Origin of the sequence: Neisseria viridiae, from assembly GCF_962747995.1 — a bacterium.
Lineage (GTDB): Bacteria > Pseudomonadota > Gammaproteobacteria > Burkholderiales > Neisseriaceae > Neisseria > Neisseria viridiae.
Genome location: NZ_CAUJAJ010000001.1, coordinates 148,718 through 168,579 on the forward strand (window position 1 = coordinate 148,718; position 19,862 = coordinate 168,579).

General features: G+C 50.8%; 21 protein-coding genes, 5 tRNA genes and 1 pseudogene. 14 read left to right on the plus strand and 13 right to left on the minus strand.

The features are described 5' to 3' along the window. Nucleotides 1-131 precede the first annotated feature (131 nt). Nucleotides 132-455, plus strand: coding sequence for a hypothetical protein (locus Q9J79_RS00830; RefSeq protein ID WP_301911482.1), 324 nt, complete (start codon nt 132-134; stop codon nt 453-455). A 103-nt stretch (nt 456-558) separates the two neighbouring features. On the opposite strand, the gene Q9J79_RS00835 is transcribed toward Q9J79_RS00830, so the two are convergent. After that, nucleotides 559-1,512 (minus strand): PhoH family protein, encoded by a 954-nt coding sequence (locus Q9J79_RS00835; protein ID WP_301911481.1) that lies wholly within the window; start codon nt 1,510-1,512, stop codon nt 559-561. Between the two features lie 153 nt (nt 1,513-1,665). Here Q9J79_RS00835 and Q9J79_RS00840 point away from each other — a divergent pair, with 153 nt between their 5' ends. Beyond that, nucleotides 1,666-2,370 carry an SIMPL domain-containing protein gene (locus Q9J79_RS00840; protein ID WP_301911480.1) on the plus strand — a complete coding sequence of 235 codons (705 nt, stop codon included), beginning with the start codon at nt 1,666-1,668 and terminating at the stop codon, nt 2,368-2,370. A gap of 64 nt (nt 2,371-2,434) precedes the next feature. Here the strand turns inward: Q9J79_RS00840 and dcd are convergent, their stop codons facing one another. The 10 genes and pseudogenes from dcd to Q9J79_RS00890 form a co-directional block, all read right to left on the minus strand. Then, nucleotides 2,435-3,001, minus strand: coding sequence for a dCTP deaminase (dcd, locus tag Q9J79_RS00845; protein ID WP_002222688.1), 567 nt, complete (start codon nt 2,999-3,001; stop codon nt 2,435-2,437). Between the two features lie 68 nt (nt 3,002-3,069). Continuing rightward, a pseudogene (locus tag Q9J79_RS00850) lies at nt 3,070-3,486 on the minus strand (hypothetical protein). Nucleotides 3,487-3,547: 61 nt separating this feature from the next. Then, entirely contained in the window at nt 3,548-4,447 is a 900-nt protein-coding gene (locus tag Q9J79_RS00855; RefSeq protein WP_301911479.1) for a recombination-associated protein RdgC, read from the minus strand. Between the two features lie 30 nt (nt 4,448-4,477). Further along, entirely contained in the window at nt 4,478-5,935 is a 1,458-nt protein-coding gene (der, locus tag Q9J79_RS00860; RefSeq protein ID WP_301911478.1) for a ribosome biogenesis GTPase Der, read from the minus strand. 141 nt (nt 5,936-6,076) lie between these two features. After that, nucleotides 6,077-6,706: a YfgM family protein gene (locus Q9J79_RS00865; RefSeq protein WP_070695350.1), complete on the minus strand. Its 630-nt coding sequence runs from the start codon at nt 6,704-6,706 to the stop codon at nt 6,077-6,079. Then, on the minus strand, nt 6,707-8,002 hold the full coding sequence (gene hisS, locus Q9J79_RS00870) for a histidine--tRNA ligase (RefSeq protein WP_301911477.1): 1,296 nt from the start codon (nt 8,000-8,002) through the stop codon (nt 6,707-6,709). A gap of 117 nt (nt 8,003-8,119) precedes the next feature. Further along, nucleotides 8,120-8,776, minus strand: coding sequence for a C39 family peptidase (locus tag Q9J79_RS00875; protein ID WP_301911476.1), 657 nt, complete (start codon nt 8,774-8,776; stop codon nt 8,120-8,122). A 55-nt stretch (nt 8,777-8,831) separates the two neighbouring features. After that, on the minus strand, nt 8,832-9,047 hold the full coding sequence (locus Q9J79_RS00880) for a hypothetical protein (protein WP_301911475.1): 216 nt from the start codon (nt 9,045-9,047) through the stop codon (nt 8,832-8,834). Continuing rightward, on the minus strand, nt 9,037-9,432 hold the full coding sequence (locus Q9J79_RS00885; protein WP_002223883.1) for a hypothetical protein: 396 nt from the start codon (nt 9,430-9,432) through the stop codon (nt 9,037-9,039). The genes Q9J79_RS00880 and Q9J79_RS00885 overlap by 11 nt, the downstream gene beginning before the upstream one ends. 42 nt (nt 9,433-9,474) lie before the next feature. Next, on the minus strand, nt 9,475-10,344 hold the full coding sequence (locus tag Q9J79_RS00890) for a meta-pathway of phenol degradation family protein (RefSeq protein WP_301911474.1): 870 nt from the start codon (nt 10,342-10,344) through the stop codon (nt 9,475-9,477). A gap of 164 nt (nt 10,345-10,508) precedes the next feature. On the opposite strand from Q9J79_RS00890, the gene Q9J79_RS00895 reads away from it, so the two are divergent. Next, nucleotides 10,509-11,432 carry an RluA family pseudouridine synthase gene (locus Q9J79_RS00895; protein ID WP_301911473.1) on the plus strand — a complete coding sequence of 308 codons (924 nt, stop codon included), beginning with the start codon at nt 10,509-10,511 and terminating at the stop codon, nt 11,430-11,432. 76 nt (nt 11,433-11,508) lie between these two features. On the opposite strand, the gene Q9J79_RS00900 is transcribed toward Q9J79_RS00895, so the two are convergent. Next, a complete protein-coding gene (locus Q9J79_RS00900; protein ID WP_301911472.1) occupies nt 11,509-12,150 on the minus strand; it encodes an alpha/beta hydrolase in 642 nt (213 codons plus the stop codon). A 54-nt stretch (nt 12,151-12,204) separates the two neighbouring features. Continuing rightward, nucleotides 12,205-12,996: a polyamine aminopropyltransferase gene (locus tag Q9J79_RS00905; RefSeq protein ID WP_301911471.1), complete on the minus strand. Its 792-nt coding sequence runs from the start codon at nt 12,994-12,996 to the stop codon at nt 12,205-12,207. 165 nt (nt 12,997-13,161) lie between these two features. Between Q9J79_RS00905 and Q9J79_RS00910 the strand changes: the two genes are divergently transcribed. The 11 genes from Q9J79_RS00910 to Q9J79_RS00960 all read left to right on the plus strand — a co-directional run bounded on the left by Q9J79_RS00910 (nt 13,162) and on the right by Q9J79_RS00960 (nt 19,808). Next, nucleotides 13,162-13,237: transfer RNA gene (locus tag Q9J79_RS00910), tRNA-Thr, on the plus strand. 34 nt (nt 13,238-13,271) lie between these two features. Then, nucleotides 13,272-13,347: transfer RNA gene (locus tag Q9J79_RS00915), tRNA-Thr, on the plus strand. Between the two features lie 141 nt (nt 13,348-13,488). Further along, nucleotides 13,489-14,280 (plus strand): 3-methyl-2-oxobutanoate hydroxymethyltransferase, encoded by a 792-nt coding sequence (panB, locus tag Q9J79_RS00920; protein WP_301911470.1) that lies wholly within the window; start codon nt 13,489-13,491, stop codon nt 14,278-14,280. After that, the gene (locus tag Q9J79_RS00925) at nt 14,277-14,948 is read left to right on the plus strand and encodes a hypothetical protein (RefSeq protein ID WP_107862794.1); all 672 of its coding nucleotides are present in this window, start codon (nt 14,277-14,279) and stop codon (nt 14,946-14,948) included. Before panB ends, Q9J79_RS00925 begins: the two co-directional genes overlap by 4 nt. Before the next feature lie 197 nt (nt 14,949-15,145). Then, nucleotides 15,146-15,982 (plus strand): pantoate--beta-alanine ligase, encoded by an 837-nt coding sequence (gene panC / locus Q9J79_RS00930; RefSeq protein ID WP_301911469.1) that lies wholly within the window; start codon nt 15,146-15,148, stop codon nt 15,980-15,982. A 159-nt stretch (nt 15,983-16,141) separates the two neighbouring features. Continuing rightward, nucleotides 16,142-17,986 (plus strand): tetratricopeptide repeat protein, encoded by a 1,845-nt coding sequence (locus Q9J79_RS00935; protein ID WP_301911600.1) that lies wholly within the window; start codon nt 16,142-16,144, stop codon nt 17,984-17,986. A 130-nt stretch (nt 17,987-18,116) separates the two neighbouring features. Then, nucleotides 18,117-18,698, plus strand: coding sequence for an outer membrane lipoprotein LolB (locus tag Q9J79_RS00940; RefSeq protein ID WP_301911468.1), 582 nt, complete (start codon nt 18,117-18,119; stop codon nt 18,696-18,698). A gap of 9 nt (nt 18,699-18,707) precedes the next feature. Then, entirely contained in the window at nt 18,708-19,553 is an 846-nt protein-coding gene (gene ispE, locus Q9J79_RS00945) for a 4-(cytidine 5'-diphospho)-2-C-methyl-D-erythritol kinase (protein ID WP_301911467.1), read from the plus strand. Between the two features lie 7 nt (nt 19,554-19,560). Continuing rightward, nucleotides 19,561-19,636: transfer RNA gene (locus Q9J79_RS00950), tRNA-Gln, on the plus strand. Between the two features lie 12 nt (nt 19,637-19,648). Then, nucleotides 19,649-19,724, plus strand: a tRNA-Gln gene (locus Q9J79_RS00955). Between the two features lie 8 nt (nt 19,725-19,732). Beyond that, nucleotides 19,733-19,808: transfer RNA gene (locus Q9J79_RS00960), tRNA-Gln, on the plus strand. Nucleotides 19,809-19,862: the final 54 nt, after the last annotated feature.

Consider the following 19,862-nt stretch of genomic DNA (forward strand, 5'->3'; position numbering starts at 1 on the left):
TGAAGCATAAAGTGCCGTTCCATGTATTACACTGATTTGTAATGGACTTTATCTCCACAAATAAAGTCTGACCCTGCCGCCCTGAAAAAGGATGTCCGGGTGGGCAGGGTTCAAGCAACAAGGAAAAATTGATGAAAAAATGTATTTTGGGCATTTTGACCGCGTGTGCCGCCATGCCTGCATTTGCCGACAGAATCAGCGATTTGGAAGCACGTTTGGCGCAGTTGGAACACCGTGTCGCCGTATTGGAAAGCGGCGGCAATACCGTCGAAATCGACTTTTTCGGTTCAAATCCCACCATGTATGTATGCAGCGTTACGCCTTTTCAGAAGACGTTTGAGGCAAGCGATCGGAATGAAGGCGTGGCGCGGCAGAAAGTGCGTCAGGCGTGCAACCGCGAAACTTCGGCAATGTTTTGCGGAGATGAGGCAATCCGATGCAGAAAATTCGATTGATGTATCGCTTGGACGGATAAAGAAACGGATACGGAGCTTGGCTTCCGTATCCGTTTTTTCTGCCCGATTTTCCGTGCATCGGGTTTCAGACGGCATTGGAGTGTCAGTCGTGTTCTGCCGATTCGTAGGCTTCGACGATTTTTTGCACCAGAGGGTGCCGGACAACGTCTTCGCCGGTGAAGGTATGGAAATACAGCCCTTCCACGCCGTGCAGTTTCTCGCGCGCGTCTTTCAATCCTGATTTGATGTTTTTGGGCAGGTCGATTTGGCTGGTGTCGCCGGTAATGACGGCTTTCGCACCAAATCCGATGCGGGTCAGGAACATTTTCATTTGTTCGGGCGTGGTGTTTTGCGCTTCGTCAAGGATGATGTATGCGCCGTTGAGCGTCCTGCCGCGCATATAGGCGAGCGGGGCAATCTCAATCAGACCTTTTTCAATCAGCTTGGTTACACGGTCAAAGCCCATCAGGTCATAGAGGGCATCATAAAGCGGACGAAGATAGGGGTCGACTTTTTGGGTCAGGTCTCCGGGCAGAAAGCCCAGTTTCTCGCCGGCTTCAACGGCGGGGCGTACTAAAATGATGCGTTCGACTTGGTGTTTTTCCATCGCATCGACGGCGGCGGCAACGGCAAGATAGGTTTTGCCCGTGCCTGCCGGCCCGAGACCGAATACGATGTCGTGGTTGAGCAGGGCGCGGATATAGCCGTTCTGCCGTGGCGTTCTGCCGCCGATGCTGCCGCGCTTCGTACGGAAATAATAGGCGTGGTCAAGGTTTTTTTCCTGATGCCCGGCATCTTCGGTTTGGGTTTCAACGGAGGCAAGCCTGATGTCTCCGTCGTTTAAGTCGCGCGTCTGCGCTGTTTCCAAGAGTTTGAGCAGTGCGCGTTTGCCGGCGTGTGCAAATGCGCCGTTGAAAGTGAAATGTTCAAAACGGCGGCTGATGTGGATATCGAGTGCGTTGGCAAGTAAATCAAGGTTGTTGTCAAAAGAACCGCACAGACGCTGCAACGCCAAGTTGTCGGTTTCTTCCAAGTGCAGGTGGACGGTATGGGTCATATGTTCATCCGAATGGTTGGATATTGTGTGATTTTAATCTATTTTGCCTTGCTGGCGGCAGGAGAAAACGCGGTTTGAAATAATTGCCCCGCGCTAATGCAATTTGGCGCGCCGATGTGCTAGATTGGCGGTTTTATAAGTAAGGATACGGATATGCTGCGTTCTATTTTGGCGGCTTCCCTGCTGGCGGTATCTTTTCCGGCGGCGGCTGAGGCATTGAATTACAACATTGTCGAATTTTCCGAATCGGCGGGTATCGAGGTGGTTCAGGATACAATGTCCGCGCGTTTCCAGGTGGCGGCGGAAGGGCGGGACAAAAATGCCGTCAATGCTGAGTTTGTTAAAAAATTCAACAGTTTTAACAGAAAATCGAAAAATGGCAGCTTTAAAACCGAATTGGTTTCCCGAAGTGCGATGCCGCGCTACCAGTACACCAATGGCAAGCGTATCCAAACGGGCTGGGAGGAGCGTGCGGAATTTAAGGTCGAGGGCAGGGATTTTGATGCGTTGAACCGTTTTATTGCCGATGTTCAGGCAGATGCCGCGTTGGAATATACGGATTTTTATGTGTCGCGCGAACGCCGCAACGAGGTCATCGATCAGGTCAGCAAGGATGCCGTTTTGCGTTTCAAGGCGCGTGCCGAAAAACTGGCGGGCGTTTTGGGTGCGTCCGGTTATAAAATCGTCAAGTTGAATTTGGGGCAAATCGGCAGCCATATCGTGGGCGGCGGAGCGGTGCGGGCAAAAATGCTGCGCGCGATGCCGATGGCGGCAAGCGTCAATATGGAGGGTGCGGATTCCGTTGCACCTGGTGTGGAGGAAATCAGCATCAGCGTCAATGGGACGGTTCAGTTCTGATTTGAGGTGAACGGCAAATGCCGTCTGAAACCCGAAGATAAGGGTTCAGACGGCATTTTGTGTTTCAGGCTTTGGGCAGGGTTACGCCGGTTTGCCCCATATATTTGCCGTTGCGGTCTTTGTATGAAGTTTCGCACACTTCGTCGCTCTCGAAGAAGAGGACTTGCGCTACGCCTTCGCCTGCGTAGATTTTGGCGGGCAGGGGGGTGGTGTTGGAAAATTCGAGGGTAACGTAGCCTTCCCATTCCGGTTCGAACGGGGTAACGTTGACGATGATGCCGCAGCGGGCGTAGGTGGATTTGCCCAAGCAGACGGTCAGGACGTTGCGCGGGATGCGGAAATATTCGACCGTGCGCGCCAGTGCGAAGGAATTGGGCGGGATGATGCAGCAGTCGTCTTCGACGGTAACGAAGTTTTTGGGATCGAAGTTTTTGGGATCGACGATGGTGCTGTTGATGTTGGTAAAAATTTTAAATTCGTTGGCGCAGCGGATGTCGTAGCCGTAGCTGGACGTGCCGTAGGAGATGATGCGTTTGCCGTCGGCTTCTTTGATTTGGTTCGGCTCGAAGGGGTCGATCATGCCGAATTCTTCGCTCATTCGGCGTATCCATTTGTCGGACTTGATGCTCATAGTGTTTTCCTTGTTTCTTGCAGTGTTCGGACAAAGCATTGGGGGATGCCGTCTGAAAAACGGGGGGCTTATTTGTTTTTGGGCAGTTTCACTTCTTTAATCATGCCGTTTTCGCATTTCATAATGAAGAGGGTTTCGCCGTTTTACGAGACGGCGAACCTGCCGTGCGCTAAGCCTTGTTTGAACGTGCCCGACAATGCCATATTGCGGAATTTGGTACTGTCGGAATTGAACGGCTCGAGAAATACTTCGCGGCCGGCGGCAACGGTATAAACACCTTGCCCGTCGAATTTGCCGTTTTTGAATGAACCGGTATAACCGCGCCCGTCCCGGCAACGCCATATGCCTTTGCCGGCAGGTTTGCCGTCTTTGCCGACATCGCCGTCGTAGGTGCAGCCGGGTTCTTGATAGGAAGTCAGAACGGCGGATGCGGCGGGGAGGGCGAACATCATGGCGGGCAGTAGGAATGCGAGATGTTTAAGCATAAGGGTTATTCCATTGGATTTTGGTTGACGGTATTTTGTCGTGTAAAAGCCGTCTGAAAAATCAATCGTGCCAGCCGCCCAAATAGGAAACCAGCTCTTCCAACATGGTGCTGACGGATTCAGCCATCAGGATTTGCGAGGCGAAGGCAAGGCCGGCGGCATCGTCGCTGTTGCTTTCGGCTTCTTCCTGCAATACGTCGAGGTATTGGATGCGCTTGAGTGTGAAGTCTTGAGTGAGGATAAAGGCGATTTGTTCGCGCCAAACCAAACCGAGCTGGGTTACGGTTTTACCGTTTTTGACGTGTTGGACCACTTCATCGGCAGCCAAATCTTGTTTGGACACTTTGACGACGGGAACAATATCGCCCGTACCTTTGAGTTCGCAATCGCTGTCCAATTCAAAACCGCCTTCGCAATGCCCCTGCAACAGCCACTCGGTCATTAGGGAAGAGGGCGATTGCTTGGTATTCGGCAGCGAGGCTTCCAAGCCGCTTAAGGCTTCGCGCAGCTTGGTCAGGATGTTTTCGGCTTTGGCGGAAGCGGCGTTGTTGACGAGCAGGTAGCCGTGGCGGATATCGAAAACGGCTTCGGTGCGGCTGCTGCGGGTAAACGCGCGGGGCAGCAGGTCGTCGGTAATCTGTTCTTTAAGTTCTTGTTTTTCCTTGCGCCCGACATTACGCGCCTCGTTGTCTTGAATTTCGGCGATTTTTTCATCCAAAATGTCGCGGATGACACCGGCAGGCAGGACTTTTTCCTCTTTTTTCAGAGCGACGCGCAAGGTAAAGTCGGCAGGGAAAACGAGTTCGGGCGAAAAAGAAACCGGCGCGGTAAAGCCTTCGCTGAACCAGTCCAAACCTTGGCAATGGGTAAATTCAGCTTTGGCAAGTTTGTCGGCAAGTACGTCCGCTTCAGGCAGCTTTGCCTTGTCAATCGGATAAAAACTGATTTGTTTGAACCACATGATGTTTCCAGTTGTTTGAAATATCGAAAATTACCTGCTGTGCTGTTTTTTCACACTAACTTTGGTTTTTTTCTTGAAACGGTTTTTCTCTTCCTTGCGGCCTTCGCGTTTCTCAATACGGTTGCTCAGGCTGACGCGGCGCAGCGGTTTTTTCTTTGGTTTGTCTTCCGCATTTTCATAGGGGTTTTCCGAAACATTGTATTGAATCCGCAACGGCGTGCCTTGTAGGTTGAAGGCTTTGCGGAACGTTTGGGTCAGATAGCGCGTATAGCTGTCGGAAATCGCGTGCAGCGAATTGCCGTGTACCACAATCACCGGCGGATTCATGCCGCCTTGGTGGGCATAACGCATTTTCGGACGCACCAAGCCAGCACGCGGCGGTTGCTGACGCTCGATCGCGCTTTGCAGGACGCGCGTGATTTTCGGCGTCGGCATCTTAATCATTGCCGCATTGTAGGCAGCTTGAATGCTGTCGAACAATCCGTCTATGCCGCGTTCTTTCAATGCGGAAATAAAGTGGAACTTGGCAAAATCGAGGAAATACAGTTTGCGGGAAATGTCGCGTTTGATTTGTTCGCGCCGCTCTTCGCTGATGCCGTCCCATTTGTTGACGGCAACCACCAGCGCGCGTCCTGCTTCCAAGGCAAAACCTGCAATCGTGGCATCTTGGTCAGCAATGTCCTGTTGCGCGTCCAACACCAAAACAGCGACGTTTGCCGCTTCAACCGCCTGCATCGCTTTGATAACGGAGAACTTTTCCACTGCTTCGTCCACTTTGCCGCGACGGCGCACGCCTGCGGTATCGATGATGGTAAACGGTTTGCCTTCACGTTCAAAATCGATATGGATACTGTCGCGCGTCGTGCCTGCCATATCGAAGGCAATCACACGCTCTTCGCCGAGAATGGCGTTAACCAGCGTAGATTTGCCGACGTTCGGACGACCGATAACGGCAAAAACAGGATGTTTCGCTTCTTCCTCTTCCTTTTCAGGCTCAGGGAATTTTTCTAAAATTTCTTCAATCAGGTAATACACGCCGTCGCCGTGCGCACCGGAAATAACATAAGGGTCGCCCAAAGCAAGTTCGTAGAACTCGGCAGCAAGCACGGCCCTGTTGCCGCCTTCGCCTTTGTTTACCGCCAGATAAACAGGGCGCGGACTTTGGCGCAAACGGTCGGCAATAATCTTGTCTTGCGGTGTCAAACCGGTACGGCCGTCCACCAAAAACACAACTGCATCGGCTTCATCGACAGCCTGCAAGGTTTGTTTTGCCATTTCGTGCAAAATGCCGCTGTCCACAACCGGCTCGAAACCGCCGGTATCGATGACCAAATAAGGTTTGCTGCCGACTTTGCCGTGTCCGTAATGGCGGTCGCGGGTCAGGCCGGGCAGGTCGTGTACGAGCGCGTCTTTGGTGCGCGTCAAACGGTTGAATAAAGTAGATTTGCCGACGTTGGGGCGGCCGACAAGCGCGATGGTTGGTTTCATGATTGAGTCTTTCTGTGTCAAGTGCCGCCTAAAAACGGGAGCGGAACACAAGCAGGTGTTTTAAAAACACGGTTGATAAGGATAAGTGTAGGCCGTCTGAAAAGTCATTGCAACTTCAGACGGCCTTGATTTCAAACAAACTTATTTCAAGCTGTCGATTTTCATTTGCAGCAATTCGCGGCCTACTGCGGTTTGCGGCATTTTGCTCAAAGCAGCTTCATAACTTTGTACGGCTTCTTTGGTTTTATTTTGGGCAACGTAAACATCGCCTTTGGTTTCCAGCATCAAAGGCTCGAAATCAGCCTCAACCTGAGTATTCAGGGCATTGATGGCGGCATCGTATTTTTTTTGCTGCAACAGGACAACGCCCAAACGCTGCGCTGCCAAAGCTTGAACCAGCGGTGCGTTTTGGTTTTTCAGCACCCAATTCAAATGACCTTCCGCCACATCATAACGGCCGGCATCAAACTCGGTTGCCGCTACCATCAAAGTGGCTTGGGCTGTCGAAATAGAATCAGGATAGTTTTTTTGCAATTCGGCCAAATCAGCGTTGATGGCTTTAGGGTCGGTTTTTTGCTGCGCCTTTTCCACCATTTGCGCCAATACGGCGGCGGCTTCCTGATCTTTTGAAGCTTTTTGGCCTTGGTAAATGGTGTAACCCAAATACCCCAAAGCCGCCACGATCAGCAAGGCAAAGATCCAACGGCCGGTTTTTTTCCAAAAATATTTAAAGTTGTCTAACTCTTGTTGTTCTTCCAAATGGGCTGCCATTTATGCGTTCTTCCATTGTTGTAAAGTGTCTGTCAAATCAGCGGCGGCAACGGTTTGTTGTTCGTGTTTGCCCTGCATATCTTTCAGGGTAACCGTACCGTTTGCCAGCTCATCCTGAGCCACAATCAGGGCAAAGCGTGCGCCACTGTTGTCTGCTTTTTTCATTTGCGCTTTCAGGCTTTGATAGCCGGAATGCTGCATCACATTGAAACCTTGAGCGCGCAAGGCTTGCGCGTATTTCATCACCTGCAAGTCCGCACCTTCGCCTTGGTGCATTGCATAGACATCAGGCGCAGCGTTCACTTCCAGCGAGCCGTATTCGCTCACCAAAAGCAGCAGGCGCTCAATACCCATTGCAAAGCCGATAGACGGCGCAGGTTTGCCGCCAAGCTCTTCAATCAAACCATCGTAACGGCCGCCGCCGCACACAGTCGCCTGCGCGCCGAGTTTATCGGTCGTCCACTCAAAAACTGTCTGATTGTAATAATCCAAACCGCGAACCAAGCGCGGATTTTCAACATATTGGATACCCAAACCGTCCAACATCGCCTTGAAGCGAGCATAGTGGTTTTGCGAAGCCTCGCCCAAGTAATCCACCAGACGCGGCGCCGCGTTGCAGATTTCCTGCAAATCAGGGTTTTTCGTATCCAAAACGCGCAAAGGATTGGTTTTCAGACGGCGTTTGCTGTCTTCATCCAATTGCGCCTCATAGCGGGTCAGATATTCAACCAATGCCGCACGGTGTGCCGCGCGTTCCTCACGGTTGCCCAAGCTGTTGATTTCCAAAGTCAGGTATTCGCGAATACCCAATTTTTCCCATAAGTCAGCAGACATCGCGATGATTTCCGCATCGATATCCGGCCCTTCAAAACCTAAAGCCTCGATACCGACCTGATGGAACTGACGATAACGGCCTTTTTGCGGACGCTCGCGGCGGAACATCGGCCCCATATACCACAGCTTTTGCGGGCTGTTGTACAGAAGGTTGTGTTCGACCACCGCACGCAGACAAGAAGCCGTACCTTCGGGACGCAGGCTCAAACTCAAAGAATCGTTTGAATCGGAAAAGGTGTACATTTCCTTGCCGACCACATCGGTTTCCTCCCCGATGGAGCGGACAAACAAACCGGTTTGCTCGACAATCGGGGTACGGATTTGCTGATAGCCGTAAGCGCGTGTCCAGCGGTTTACCGTATCTTCAAACGTCTGCCAAAACGCAGCCGTCAGTTTGAAATCTTTTTGTTCGACAGGTAAAAGGTCGTTCATACCTTTGACGGATTGAATTTTTTGTGCCATTTCAATATGGGATAAGCGAAAATCAAATAGTTGGGCATTATAGCTGATTTTTAAGGGTTTGTGAGGTTGGGAACAAATCAAAAGGCCGTCTGAAACAGTTTTCAGACGGCCTTTGACTCACTCTATACGCCTTAGCCTGATTTGTTTGACTGCAAATTCCGTCTGTCGCTTGGGATGATGTGTAAAAAACAATTTATTTGAAATCGTCTCCGCTTTTTTCGGTACGACAGCCAAAATCTTACCTGCCAAATTTCCCTCACGGGTTTTCCAAGCATCCAAAAACTGCACCCTGCTCATGGAAACATGCCCCAGCGACGGATCGGCAAGCAAAACCGTATTGCCGTCTATGCCGCGCAATACCGAGAAATGATCATCCTTGCGGTATTTCAGATACACGATGACGGGGATTTTCAACTGTGCAAGCTGCTCGAAAGACAGGGCATAACCTTTCGCCTCAAAACCCAAATCGGGCATAATGCGCCGCATATCCTCAAACGACGCACGCATCTGTTCCTTATCCAGCTTTTTCAACACTTCTTCTTCCGTCAGCGTTTGCCCGTAAAAATTGTTCAAAAGTGTCGCCACCGAAGCCGCCCCGCAGGAAAAATCCAAATCCTGCTTTACAATATTGAAATCCCGCCGTGCTTTCCAGCTTTGTACTTTGACTTTTCCGTAGGCTATGGGGCTTTCTTCCGCAAAGGGAAAAGAATGCGCATAAAGCGGCAGGGCGGCGGCGAGGAGCAGGGAGGCGGCAAACCGCCTTTTTTGTTCCATCAAAATCCTCCTGAAAGGCTGCATGAAATTTCCAAGCAGCCTTTTTGTTTGTTTATTAATCGGATAGTGCGACAAATATAAAGTAGGCGGCAATCATTGCCGTAATGGCAGCCATAACTGTTTTATTTTTTTCAAACCAAAGCGAGTTGAGAAACATGGCCATCAAGAAATATGATGGTTTTTCAGTTTTGCCGCTGCTTTCTTGAGTTAGAAGATAAAATATAGATATGGCGGTTATGCTGATTGCTGTTTTTATATATTTATTTACCATATCGTTGGGCAACACCCGTAACCATACCTGTTGCCAAAGATCGGTTAAATCCCCATACAACCCCTGCCGGACCTGCTGTCGCCCCTCCAAAAGCTCCCGCCCCTACGGCAAGAGTGAATGCTGTGGGAGAAAATCTGCTTCCGCTAAGTTGCTGGTTCATCATATATCCGATTCCGCCTCCGACTCCTCCGATAAATGCACCTACCGGTCCCCAAGCCCCCTCAGTCTCCTTCATCTCCTTTTGAGAAAGCTCCGCCAACTGCATCGGCGCATCTGCCTGCGTGTGGAACACTTGGTTTTCAAATGTCTGATTGTCCAAGCCGTTTGCCATTGCGGGGGCAATCATAGACAGCATCATTACGGCTGCGGTGATTTGTTTTTTCATAACAACTCCTTTGGATTACAACGTTGGAAAATCAAAACCTGCTTAAAACGTATGCTGTACGCCCAATTTCAGTTCGGAGCTGCTTTGCCCTGAAACGTTGAAACGTGCGGATGCGTTTAAAGCCGTGGTTTTGGTGAAACCGAAACCTGCGCCGAAATGGGCATAGGTGGATGTGTTTCTTGCGGTTTCTTTTTTGCCGTCTATGCGGTCGGGCTGTTTGCCTAGCCATTGGATGCCTCCGGTCAGGCTGATTCTGTCGTTGGCGGCAAATGAGATGTTGGGGTTGAGCAGCAGGTAGTTGCCCGATTTGTAGCGGATGCCGTCTGAAAGGGTTTTGCTGCCGTTGATACGGTAGGCGGCGGTGAGGGAAAGGACAATCGGATCTATGGCTTTGTAGGTGGTGGCGCCGATGAGCCACGATTTCCCCGACGAGGCTTTGTTGCGCGATTTTTCGTAAACCGTGCTTTCAAGAAAGCTGATTAGGGCGGGGTTTTTGTCGTCTTTAAGGAAGGTGTGGCTGATGCCGAGGGATACGTCGGACATCCGTTTGTTGCGGGTTTTGCCGTTGCCGTCGAGTTTGCGTTCTTCGTGCCACAGATAGCTGCCGCTGCCGTAAATGTCGGTATTGCCGGTCAGTCCGTAGCGCAAACCGAGCGTGCCGGCGAGCATATCGGTATTGCTGCCGTTTTCTTGGATTTCGGTCGGAATGGGGATAAACGAGGTTGCGCCGGTTTGAATGTAAACCGGTGCGGCAAGTACGGCGCGGCTGTTTTCGCTGTTCAGGTAGGTAAGGGAAGTTTCCAGTTTCCATTTTCCCTTGTCGGTCATTATGTCTTCAATCGTCAAGGGCAGGTCGGCATAAGCGGATAAAGGCAGGATGGCGGGCAAGGCGGACAAAAAGATACGTTTCATATTTCCTCTTATTGATATTAATTCTTATTTAAGAATAGTAATGAATATCCGATAATTCTGTCTAAATAAATTTTTAAATCAAAAAAAACGATATATTTGTTTTTATCAATTATGTTTTGATATGCCGTCTGAAAAGTTTGTGAAAAACGGTTACAATCCGCCGCATGAAAAAACGCAACAATCCTCTTCCGTTGTTGAACGGTGTCAAACCCAGTTATTTGGTGCTGCCGCATGAAAAGCAGTTTTACGGGCTGCCGCTGCTGCATTTTCTATGCATCCGCTTTCCTTTTGTGGGCGCGGACGATTGGCGCAGGCGGTTGAACAGCGGTTTTGTGGTCGGTTCGGATGGTGCGGCGTTGGACGAATATACTTTGTTCGAGCCGGGTAAGACGATGTTTTATTATCGGGAAACCAGCAGTGAGGATGAGCCGTGTATTCCGTTTGAAGAAAAAATTTTGCATATTGATGAGCATTTGATTGTGGTGGACAAGCCGCATTTTCTGCCCGTCATCCCCAGCGGGCGTTTTTTGAGGGAAACGCTGCTCACACGCCTGCGCCTGCGCCCCGAATTGCAGCATTTGAATGTTGAGGACATTACGCCGCTGCACCGCTTGGACAAGGATACGGCAGGCGTGATGCTGCTGTCGCACAATCCTGCCACGCGCGGAGCCTATCAGACGATGTTTCAAAACAAAACGGTATGGAAAACGTATGAGGCACTTGCGCCGACAAGGACGGATTTGCCGTATCCGATTGATGTGGTGTCGCGTTTGGTGAGGGGTGAGAAATTTTTTACAACGCAAGAGGCGGAAGGCGAACCAAACGCACATACGACGGTCGAACTGATTGAAAACAGAGGGGAATTCAGCCTTTACCGCCTTACGCCGCATACCGGAAAGAAACACCAGTTGCGCGTGCATATGATGGGTTTGGGTATGCCGCTGTTGAATGACGCGTTCTATCCCGTGCCGTCTGAAGCGGGAAGCGAGGATTATCGGAAACCTTTGAAGCTATTGGCGAAAAAGATTGCGTTTGCAGATCCTTTGTCGGGTCGGGAAAGGGTGTTTTGCAGCGGGTTTTGCCTGTAATGAGAGGGAATACAAACCCGTATCGGCAGATGCCGCCGATACGGGTTTGATATTATCGATGCCGTCTGAAAGGGGTTTACCCGTTCAGGCATACGGGCGCGAAGCGGAGGATGGTGTCGCGCAGGACGATGAGTTTGCCGTGAAAGAAATGCGTGGAACCGGCGATGGTAATGACGGGCAAATCTTGCGGTTCTGCCCATTTCAATGCTTTCCCGATTTCGACGACTTCGTCTTCCGCGCCGTGTATCATCAGCGTTTTTGCAACGTCGGGAACGGCGGACGGCTCGGGGCGGTCGGTATAGTGGCAGACTGCCGCGCCGATGAGCAGCAATAAATCGGGTGTGCGCGCTTGTGCGGCAAATGTGGCGACATAGCCGCCGAAGGAGAAGCCGGATAAGGCAAATTCCGGGGCTTCGGGATGTTGGGCGCGGGCATAGTCGATGACGGCGAGGCAGTCTTGCGTTTCGCCGCGTCCGTAATCGTGTGTGCCTTCGCTGTTGCCTACGCCGCGAAGGTTGGGGAGGTAGCAGTGGAATCCGAGTTTACTTAAGGCTTTGGCGGCGGTTTGGATGACTTTGTTGGTGTTTGTTCCGCCCTGGAGGGGGTTGGGATGATTGATGACGGCAACACCGCGTGCCGATACTTGTTCGGACGGGATATGGATGGTTTCTAAAATGCCGGCAGGACCGGGTATGTGTATGGTTTCGGGTTTCAGCATAATGAGTTCCTCTTGATTTTCCGCATATTCCGATGCAGCCGCGAAGATGGCGGCTTAAAGGTGGAAATGCTTGCCGTTGTTGGGGTTGGACGCTTTCAGGCCGGCGAGCATACGATGGAAGTCTAATCCGTATGCGCTGCTCAGTTTGTCGGCACGTTTTTTGAGTTTGTCTATGTTTTGCTCTTTGGGACTGCTTTGGAATGCCATTACCGCGACATTGCCGTGGCTTTCGGCAGGAAGTTCCAAGACACGCCCTTCAAAAACGTTCAACAAGCGTTCGATGAAGCGTTGGTAGCGTTTGTCGCCGCTCCACCAGTTGGTAACGAATATGCCGTCTGAAGAAAGCGCGTTGCGGCAGTCTCGGAAGAACGGTTCTTCAACCAGCGTATCGATGATTTGTTCGCCGTCGAACCCGTCCACCAAGATGATATCGGTGTTGTGGCGGAAGACTTTGATGTATTCCGCACCGTCTGCTTCAATAATTTCAAATTTCTCGCCCTCGAAAGGCAACTCAAACAGGTTGCGGGCAATAGCGATGACCTGAGGATTGATGTCCACGGCGGTTTGGTGCGTGTCGGGCAGGTAGGTGTCTATCCAGCGTGCAAACGAACCGCCGCCCAAGCCGATTTGGGTGATATGCTGCGGAAGCGCGTCGGTAAACAGCAGCCATCCCATCATGGCACGGCTGTAAGAGAGTACCAGCTCGGACGGGTGGTCGAGGTTCATCGAGCTTTGAACGGTGTCGCTGCCCAAGTGAAGCGAACGGATATTGCCTTCTTCGGAAATACCGACTTCGGGAAAGCCGGATTTTGCAGGACGCAGGCGGCGGTAGGGATGTCTTGCCATCGGTGTGAACGGTCGGTTTGAAAGGCGGATATTTTATCAGAATGCCGATGCTTGTTCTGTTTCAAATTAATTTTGTTTTAAATAAGATACTTAGTGTATTTTTATGAGGGGGTCGAACAAATTCCTTGCCAAAGTGTGAAGTTGCCTGCATAATTCGCCTTCTTTGCCGGTATAGCTCAGTTGGTAGAGCACCTGACTTGTAATCAGGGGGTCCCGAGTTCGACTCTTGGTGCCGGCACCATTTCTGCTGATGGTGTTGCAAAACATTTCAGTAAGCCGGTATAGCTCAGTTGGTAGAGCACCTGACTTGTAATCAGGGGGTCCCGAGTTCGACTCTTGGTGCCGGCACCAGATTTGACAGCCCGATTGTGTAAAACAGTCGGGCTGTTTTGCATTTGCGGCACGGTCGGTGGCAGGGCTGCGGGCATTTCACTATAATAGCCCGTTTCAAACTGAAAAGGCCGTCTGAAAAGGGCGGGGTAACAATATCTGATGATTACTGTGAACACACTGCAAAAAATGAAGGCGGCAGGCGAAAAAATCGCCATGCTGACCGCTTACGAATCCAGTTTTGCGGCTTTGATGGAAGAAGCCGGCGTGGATGTGCTGTTGGTTGGGGATTCTTTGGGAATGGCGGTTCAGGGGAGGAAATCGACGCTGCCTGTCAGCCTGCGCGATATGTGCTATCACACTGAATGTGTGGCAAACGGTACGAAAAATGTCATGATTGTCAGTGATTTGCCGTTTGGTGCATATCAGCAAAGTAAGGAGCAGGCGTTTGCCGCCGCTGCCGAACTGATGGCGGCAGGAGCGCATATGGTCAAACTCGAAGGCGGCGTGTGGATGGCGGAAACGACTGAATTTCTGCAAATGCGCGGCATTCCGGTCTGCGCCCACATCGGTCTGACACCGCAATCCGTGTTTGCCTTCGGCGGATATAAAGTTCAGGGTCGCGGCGGCAAGGCGCAGGCGTTGCTTGACGATGCCAAGGCGCACGATGAAGCCGGAGCTGCCGTCGTGTTGATGGAATGCGTGCCGGAGGAACTGGCAAAAAAGGTAACTGAAACTGTTTCCTGTCCGACCATCGGCATCGGCGCGGGTGTGGATTGCGACGGGCAGGTTTTGGTGATGCACGATATGCTCGGTATTTTTCCGGGCAAGACGGCGAAATTCGTCAAAAATTTTATGCACGGGCAAAGCAGCATTCAGGCGGCGGTTCGGGCGTATGTTGCCGAAGTCAAAGCCAAAACCTTCCCTGCTGCGGAACATAGGTTTAAATTATGAATGTAAACAAAGATTTTTTTCTTGCAAAAGACGGTCATCCAAGCCTGAAACAGTTTTATTTTATTGGCGCGCCATTTGAAAAAGCACTGGATCTCTATTTGAAAAGATTAATGGATTTAAGCGACTTTTATCAGAATTTAAAACCGAAACTATCGTATTTGGATGAGGAATATACCCTCAGTCAGAAATTGGATTTCTTGAATCCGCTTGAGATTACCGGATCATCCAAATATTTATTGTTGGAAACGCAGTCTGATTGGTCATTGCTAATAGACAATAATCGGAACGGCACAGACTTTTCAAGTGTGCCGTATGAAGCCTTGCTGTGGAAAATCAGATTATTGACTATGTACTTACGCCCATATTTTGGCAAAGATGAATTCGGTGCGGTCTCATTTACCCTATATGAGGGCAGCAAACAGGTTTCCCGTCATGACTGCGAAACCAGAAATGTTATGCTGCATAAAGAAACCAGTCGTGTCGAGTTTATGGAATATGGCACGCCGCTGCCGTTTGAACAGACAGAAAAATATACCGAAAGACTCAAAAAAAACAGGCTGACTGTGGAGATGATCGAAGAATATTGCAAACATTTAGGCATTTCATTATTTGATTTGGACTTCTACCAGTCCAAAGCCGCCCTTATTGAGATATTGAGAAACAAATAACTTCCATCTCTTCAAAAAGACAGTCTGAAAAATATTCAGGCTGTCTTTTAACGTCGGCAGCTTTTTGCAGACTGAACAAGGTTTGCTGCCAATGCCGTCTGAAAGCCGTTTCAGACGGCATTTTGTTTTGCCGTGCGCGGCGCGTATAATCGGCGCGTTTTGTCGGGCAGGAAGCCCGAAGGATAAGGATTACCGTTATGCAAATCATACATACCATTCAAGAACTGCGCGCGTGGCGTAAAAATGCGGGAAAGGTGGCATTTGTGCCGACCATGGGCAATCTGCATGAAGGGCATCTTGCCCTCGTTCGCGAAGCCAAAAAACGCGCCGACAACGTTGTTGTCAGCATATTCGTCAACCGCCTGCAATTCGGTCAGGGCGAAGATTTCGACAAATATCCGCGTACGTTGCAACAGGATGCGGACAAACTTGCCGCCGAAGGCGTTGCCGTTGTTTTCGCGCCCGATGAGAAAGAACTCTATCCGAACGTGGAGCAACGGTATAACGTCGAACCGCCCAACCTGCAAAATGAGTTGTGCGGCAAGTTCCGTCCGGGACATTTCCGCGGGGTAGCAACGGTTGTTTCTAAATTGTTCCACATCGTTTCTCCGGACATCGCCTGTTTTGGTAAGAAGGATTACCAGCAGCTCGCTGTGATTAAAGGTTTTGTCGAAGATTTGAATTTCGACATCGAAATTGTCCCCGTCGATACGGGGCGGGCGGCGGACGGGTTGGCACTGTCGAGCCGCAACCAGTATTTGAGTGCGGCGGAACGTGCCGAGGCTCCTCGCTTGTACGGTGAATTGAAGGCAATTGCCGAATTGTTGGGTCAGGGCAGTTTGGATTATGCAGGTTTGGAAAAACGCGCCGTCCAATCTCTGACGGAACACGGCTGGACGGTCGATTATGTTGAAATCCGCCACGCCGATACGCTCGAAGTGGCACGGACGGGAGATAGGAAGCTGGTGGTCTTGGCCGCCGCCCGTCTGGGGACGACGCGCCTGATTGACAATGTGGAAATAAAACTCCCTTGAATCGTAAGCGTCGGTAATGCCGTCTGAAGCAGTATTTCAGACGGCATTTATTTTTTTGAACGGGGTTTCGCAAATCTACAAACGATTCTGCTTGTGATAAAGTTACGCCTGATTATATGCCGTCTGAAAGTTCGGACGGATGTCGGATAAAGGATGATTATGCTACCTAACCGTTTCAAAATGTTAACTGTGTTGACGGCAGTCTTGGTTGCCGGACAGGTATCTGCCGCCGGAGACGGTGCGGGGGATATGAAACAGCCGAAGGAAGTCGTAAAGGTTTTAAGAAAACATCAGCGTTACAGCGAGGAAGAAATCAAAAACGAACGCGCACGGCTTGCGGCAGTGGGTGAACGGGTCAACAGGATATTTACGTTGCTGGGAGGGGAAACCGCCTTGCAAAAGGGGCAGGCGGGAACGGCACTTGCCGCCTATATGCTGATGTTGGAGCGTACAAAATCCCCCGAAGTTGCCGAACGTGCTTTGGAAATGGCCGTGTCGCTGAATGCGTTTGAACAGGCTGAGATGATTTATCAGAAATGGCGGCAGATTGAGCCTATACCGGGTGAGGCGCAAAAACGGATGGCCTGGTTGCGGAGCGTGCTGAAAGGGGAAGAAAATCAACGTTTGGACGGGCTGGAAGAGATATTGGCGCAGGCGGATGACGGGCAAAACCGCAGGATATTTTTGCTGCTGGCGCAAGCCGCCGTGCAGCAGGACGGATTGGCGAAAAAAGCATCCGAAGCCGTTCATCGTGCGGCAATGAAATACGAGCATATGTCGGAAGCGGCGATTGCCGATGTGGTTTTTAACGTGCAAGTGCGGGAAAAAGATAAAGCAATCGCGGCATTGCAACGCTTGGCAAAACTTGATACAGAAATACTACCGCCGACCCTGGTAACCTTGCGTCTGGTTGCGCGCCGTTATCCCGAGATACTCAGTGGCTTTTTCGAGCAAATAGACAGCAAAAACCTTTCAACCGTCTGGCAGGAAATGGAAATTATGAACCTTGTTTCCCTGCGCAGGCCGGATGATGCCTATGCGCGTTTGAACGTGCTGTTGGAACACAACCCGAATGCAGACCTGTATATTCAGGCGGCAATATTGGCGGCAAACCGGAAAGAAGATATTTCCGTTATCGACGGCTATGTCGAAAAGGCATACGGCAGGGGGACGGAGGAACAGCGGAGCAGGGCGGCACTAACGGCGGCGATGATGTATGCCGACCGCAGGGATTACACCAAAGTCAGGCAGTGGCTGAAAAAAGTGTCCGCGCCGGAATATTTGTTTGACAAAGGTGTGTCGGCAGTTGCTGCAACCCTCGAACTGGATGGTGCAAAGGCGGCTTTGCGGCAAATTAGGGAAGTACGGAAGCTTCCCGAGCAGCAGGGGCGTTATTTTATGGCGGACAACTTGTCTAAAGTACAGTTGTTTGCCCTGTCAAAACTGCCGGATGCACGGGAGGCTTTGAGGGGGTTGGACAAGATTATCGAAAAACCGCCTGCCGGAAGTAATACAGAGTTACAGGCAGAGGCATTGGTACAGCGGTCAGTTGTTTACGACCGGCTTGGCAGGCGGAAAAAAATGATTTCAGATCTTGAAAGGGCGTTCAGGCTTGCACCCGATAACGCTCAGATTATGAATAATTTAGGTTATAGCCTGCTTTCCGATTCCGAGCGTTTGGACGAGGGTTTTGTATTGCTTCAGAAGGCATATCAAATTAACCCTGACGATATTGCCGTCAACGACAGCATAGGCTGGGCGTATTACCTGAAAGGTGATGCGGAAAGTGCGCTGCCGTATCTCCGTTATTCGTTTGAGAGCCAGCCTGAGCCCGAAGTTGCCGCCCATCTGGGTGAGGTGTTGTGGGCATTGGGTGAACGCGATCAGGCGGTTGACGTGTGGACTCAGGCGGCACACCTTACGGGAGACAAGAAAATATGGCGCGAAACGCTCAAACGTCACGGAATCACATTGCCCGAACTTTTCCGAAAACATCGGAAATAATGCCGTCTGAACATGGAAGGCGCGGTTGGAAAAAAGACGGCGGCCGCATTCCGCTCCGGCAAATGCCAACGCCTCTGTTTTAAAGGATGTTGTCCACGCGGGTAGGATTTCAATCGGTAAGGAAATTTTCATGAAACATACTGTATCAATAGCGGCAATCCTGCTTTTGTCGGCCTGTGCGCAGTTGCCGCAGGACAGTGCAGGCCTGTGGCAGCCGTCCGAACACACCCGCAGTTTCACGGCGGAAGGGCGGTTGGCAGTCAAAGCGGAAGGGAAAGGTTCTTATGCAAATTTCGACTGGACATATCAGCCTCCTGTAGAAACCATCAATATCAATACACCTTTAGGCAGTACGCTCGGACAGTTGTGTCAAGACAGGGATGGCGCATTGGCAGTGGACGGCAAAGGAAATGTCTATCAGGCAGAGAGTGCGGAAGAGTTGGGTCGACAGCTTATTGGCTTCAAGCTGCCAATCCAATATCTGCATATCTGGGCAGAAGGCAGGCGTGTGGCGGGCGCACCTTACCGCATCCTTTCAGACGGCATATTGGAACAATACGGTTGGACAATCGGCAGAACCGCAGGCAGCGGAGGAAAAACCCGCATCCTGCAATTGGACAACGGGAAATTGAACATCAGGCTGGTTTTCACCGAAATTGGAATGCCGTCTGAAACCGAAACCCCGGAACGTTGTGCGGCGCGCACGAGATAAGGCGGACAGATGAATATTGCGGACGGACGGCAGGCGTTTCCCGCCCCTGCCAAACTGAATCTCGATTTGAGGATTACCGGCAGGCGGGAAGACGGCTATCACAATATCGAAAGCATATTCTGCCTGATAGATTTGCAGGATACCGTATATTTGAAACCGAGGGACGACGGCAAAATCATCCTGCACAACCCGGTCGGCGGAATGCCGCAGGAAGCCGATTTGAGCTACCGTGCCGCATCGCTGCTGCAAAAATATGCACGCACCCCTACCGGCGTGGAGATATGGCTGGACAAAAAAATCCCGACAGGGGCCGGTTTGGGCGGAGGAAGCTCGGATGCGGCAACCGTTTTGCTGGTGTTGAACCGTTGGTGGCAGTGCGGGCTCACAACGTCGCAGCTGATTGAACTGGGTACAACACTGGGTGCGGACGTGCCGTTTTTTATTTTCGGCAAAAATGCGTTTGCGCGGGGTATAGGCGACAGGCTGGACGAAATGGATATTCCGAAACAGTGGTATGTTATCGTCAAACCGCCCGCCCACGTTTCCACCGCAAAAATTTTCACACACGAAGGCTTGACACGAAATTCCGCCTCAAGCATAATGCCGACTTTCCAAAACCTGCAACCGTTCAGAAATGATATGCAGGCAGTTGTATTTAAAGAATACCCTGAGGTTTGGGAAGCCTATTCCGAGTTGTCGAAATACGGTTCTGCAATGATGACAGGTTCAGGAGCCTGTATATTTGCAGCATTTCAAGATAGGGATGGCGCATACAATATATACCGACAAGTTTCAGGTTTGTACGAGGCATATTTGGCAGAGGGTCTTTCAAAACATCCTTTGTTGTCCGTATAAACATTGTTGGGGAGTCGTCAAGCGGTTAAGACACTGGATTTTGATTCCAGCATGCGAAGGTTCGAATCCTTCCTCCCCAGCCAAGTCAAACGAGTTGGGGAGTCGTCAAGCGGTTAAGACACTGGATTTTGATTCCAGCATGCGAAGGTTCGAATCCTTCCTCCCCAGCCAGCCCTTTTTGGGGAGTCGTCAAGCGGTTAAGACACTGGATTTTGATTCCAGCATGCGAAGGTTCGAATCCTTCCTCCCCAGCCAGACAAAAGCGTGTAAGCCTGCTTACACGCTTTTTATTTCATAGAAATAAAAATA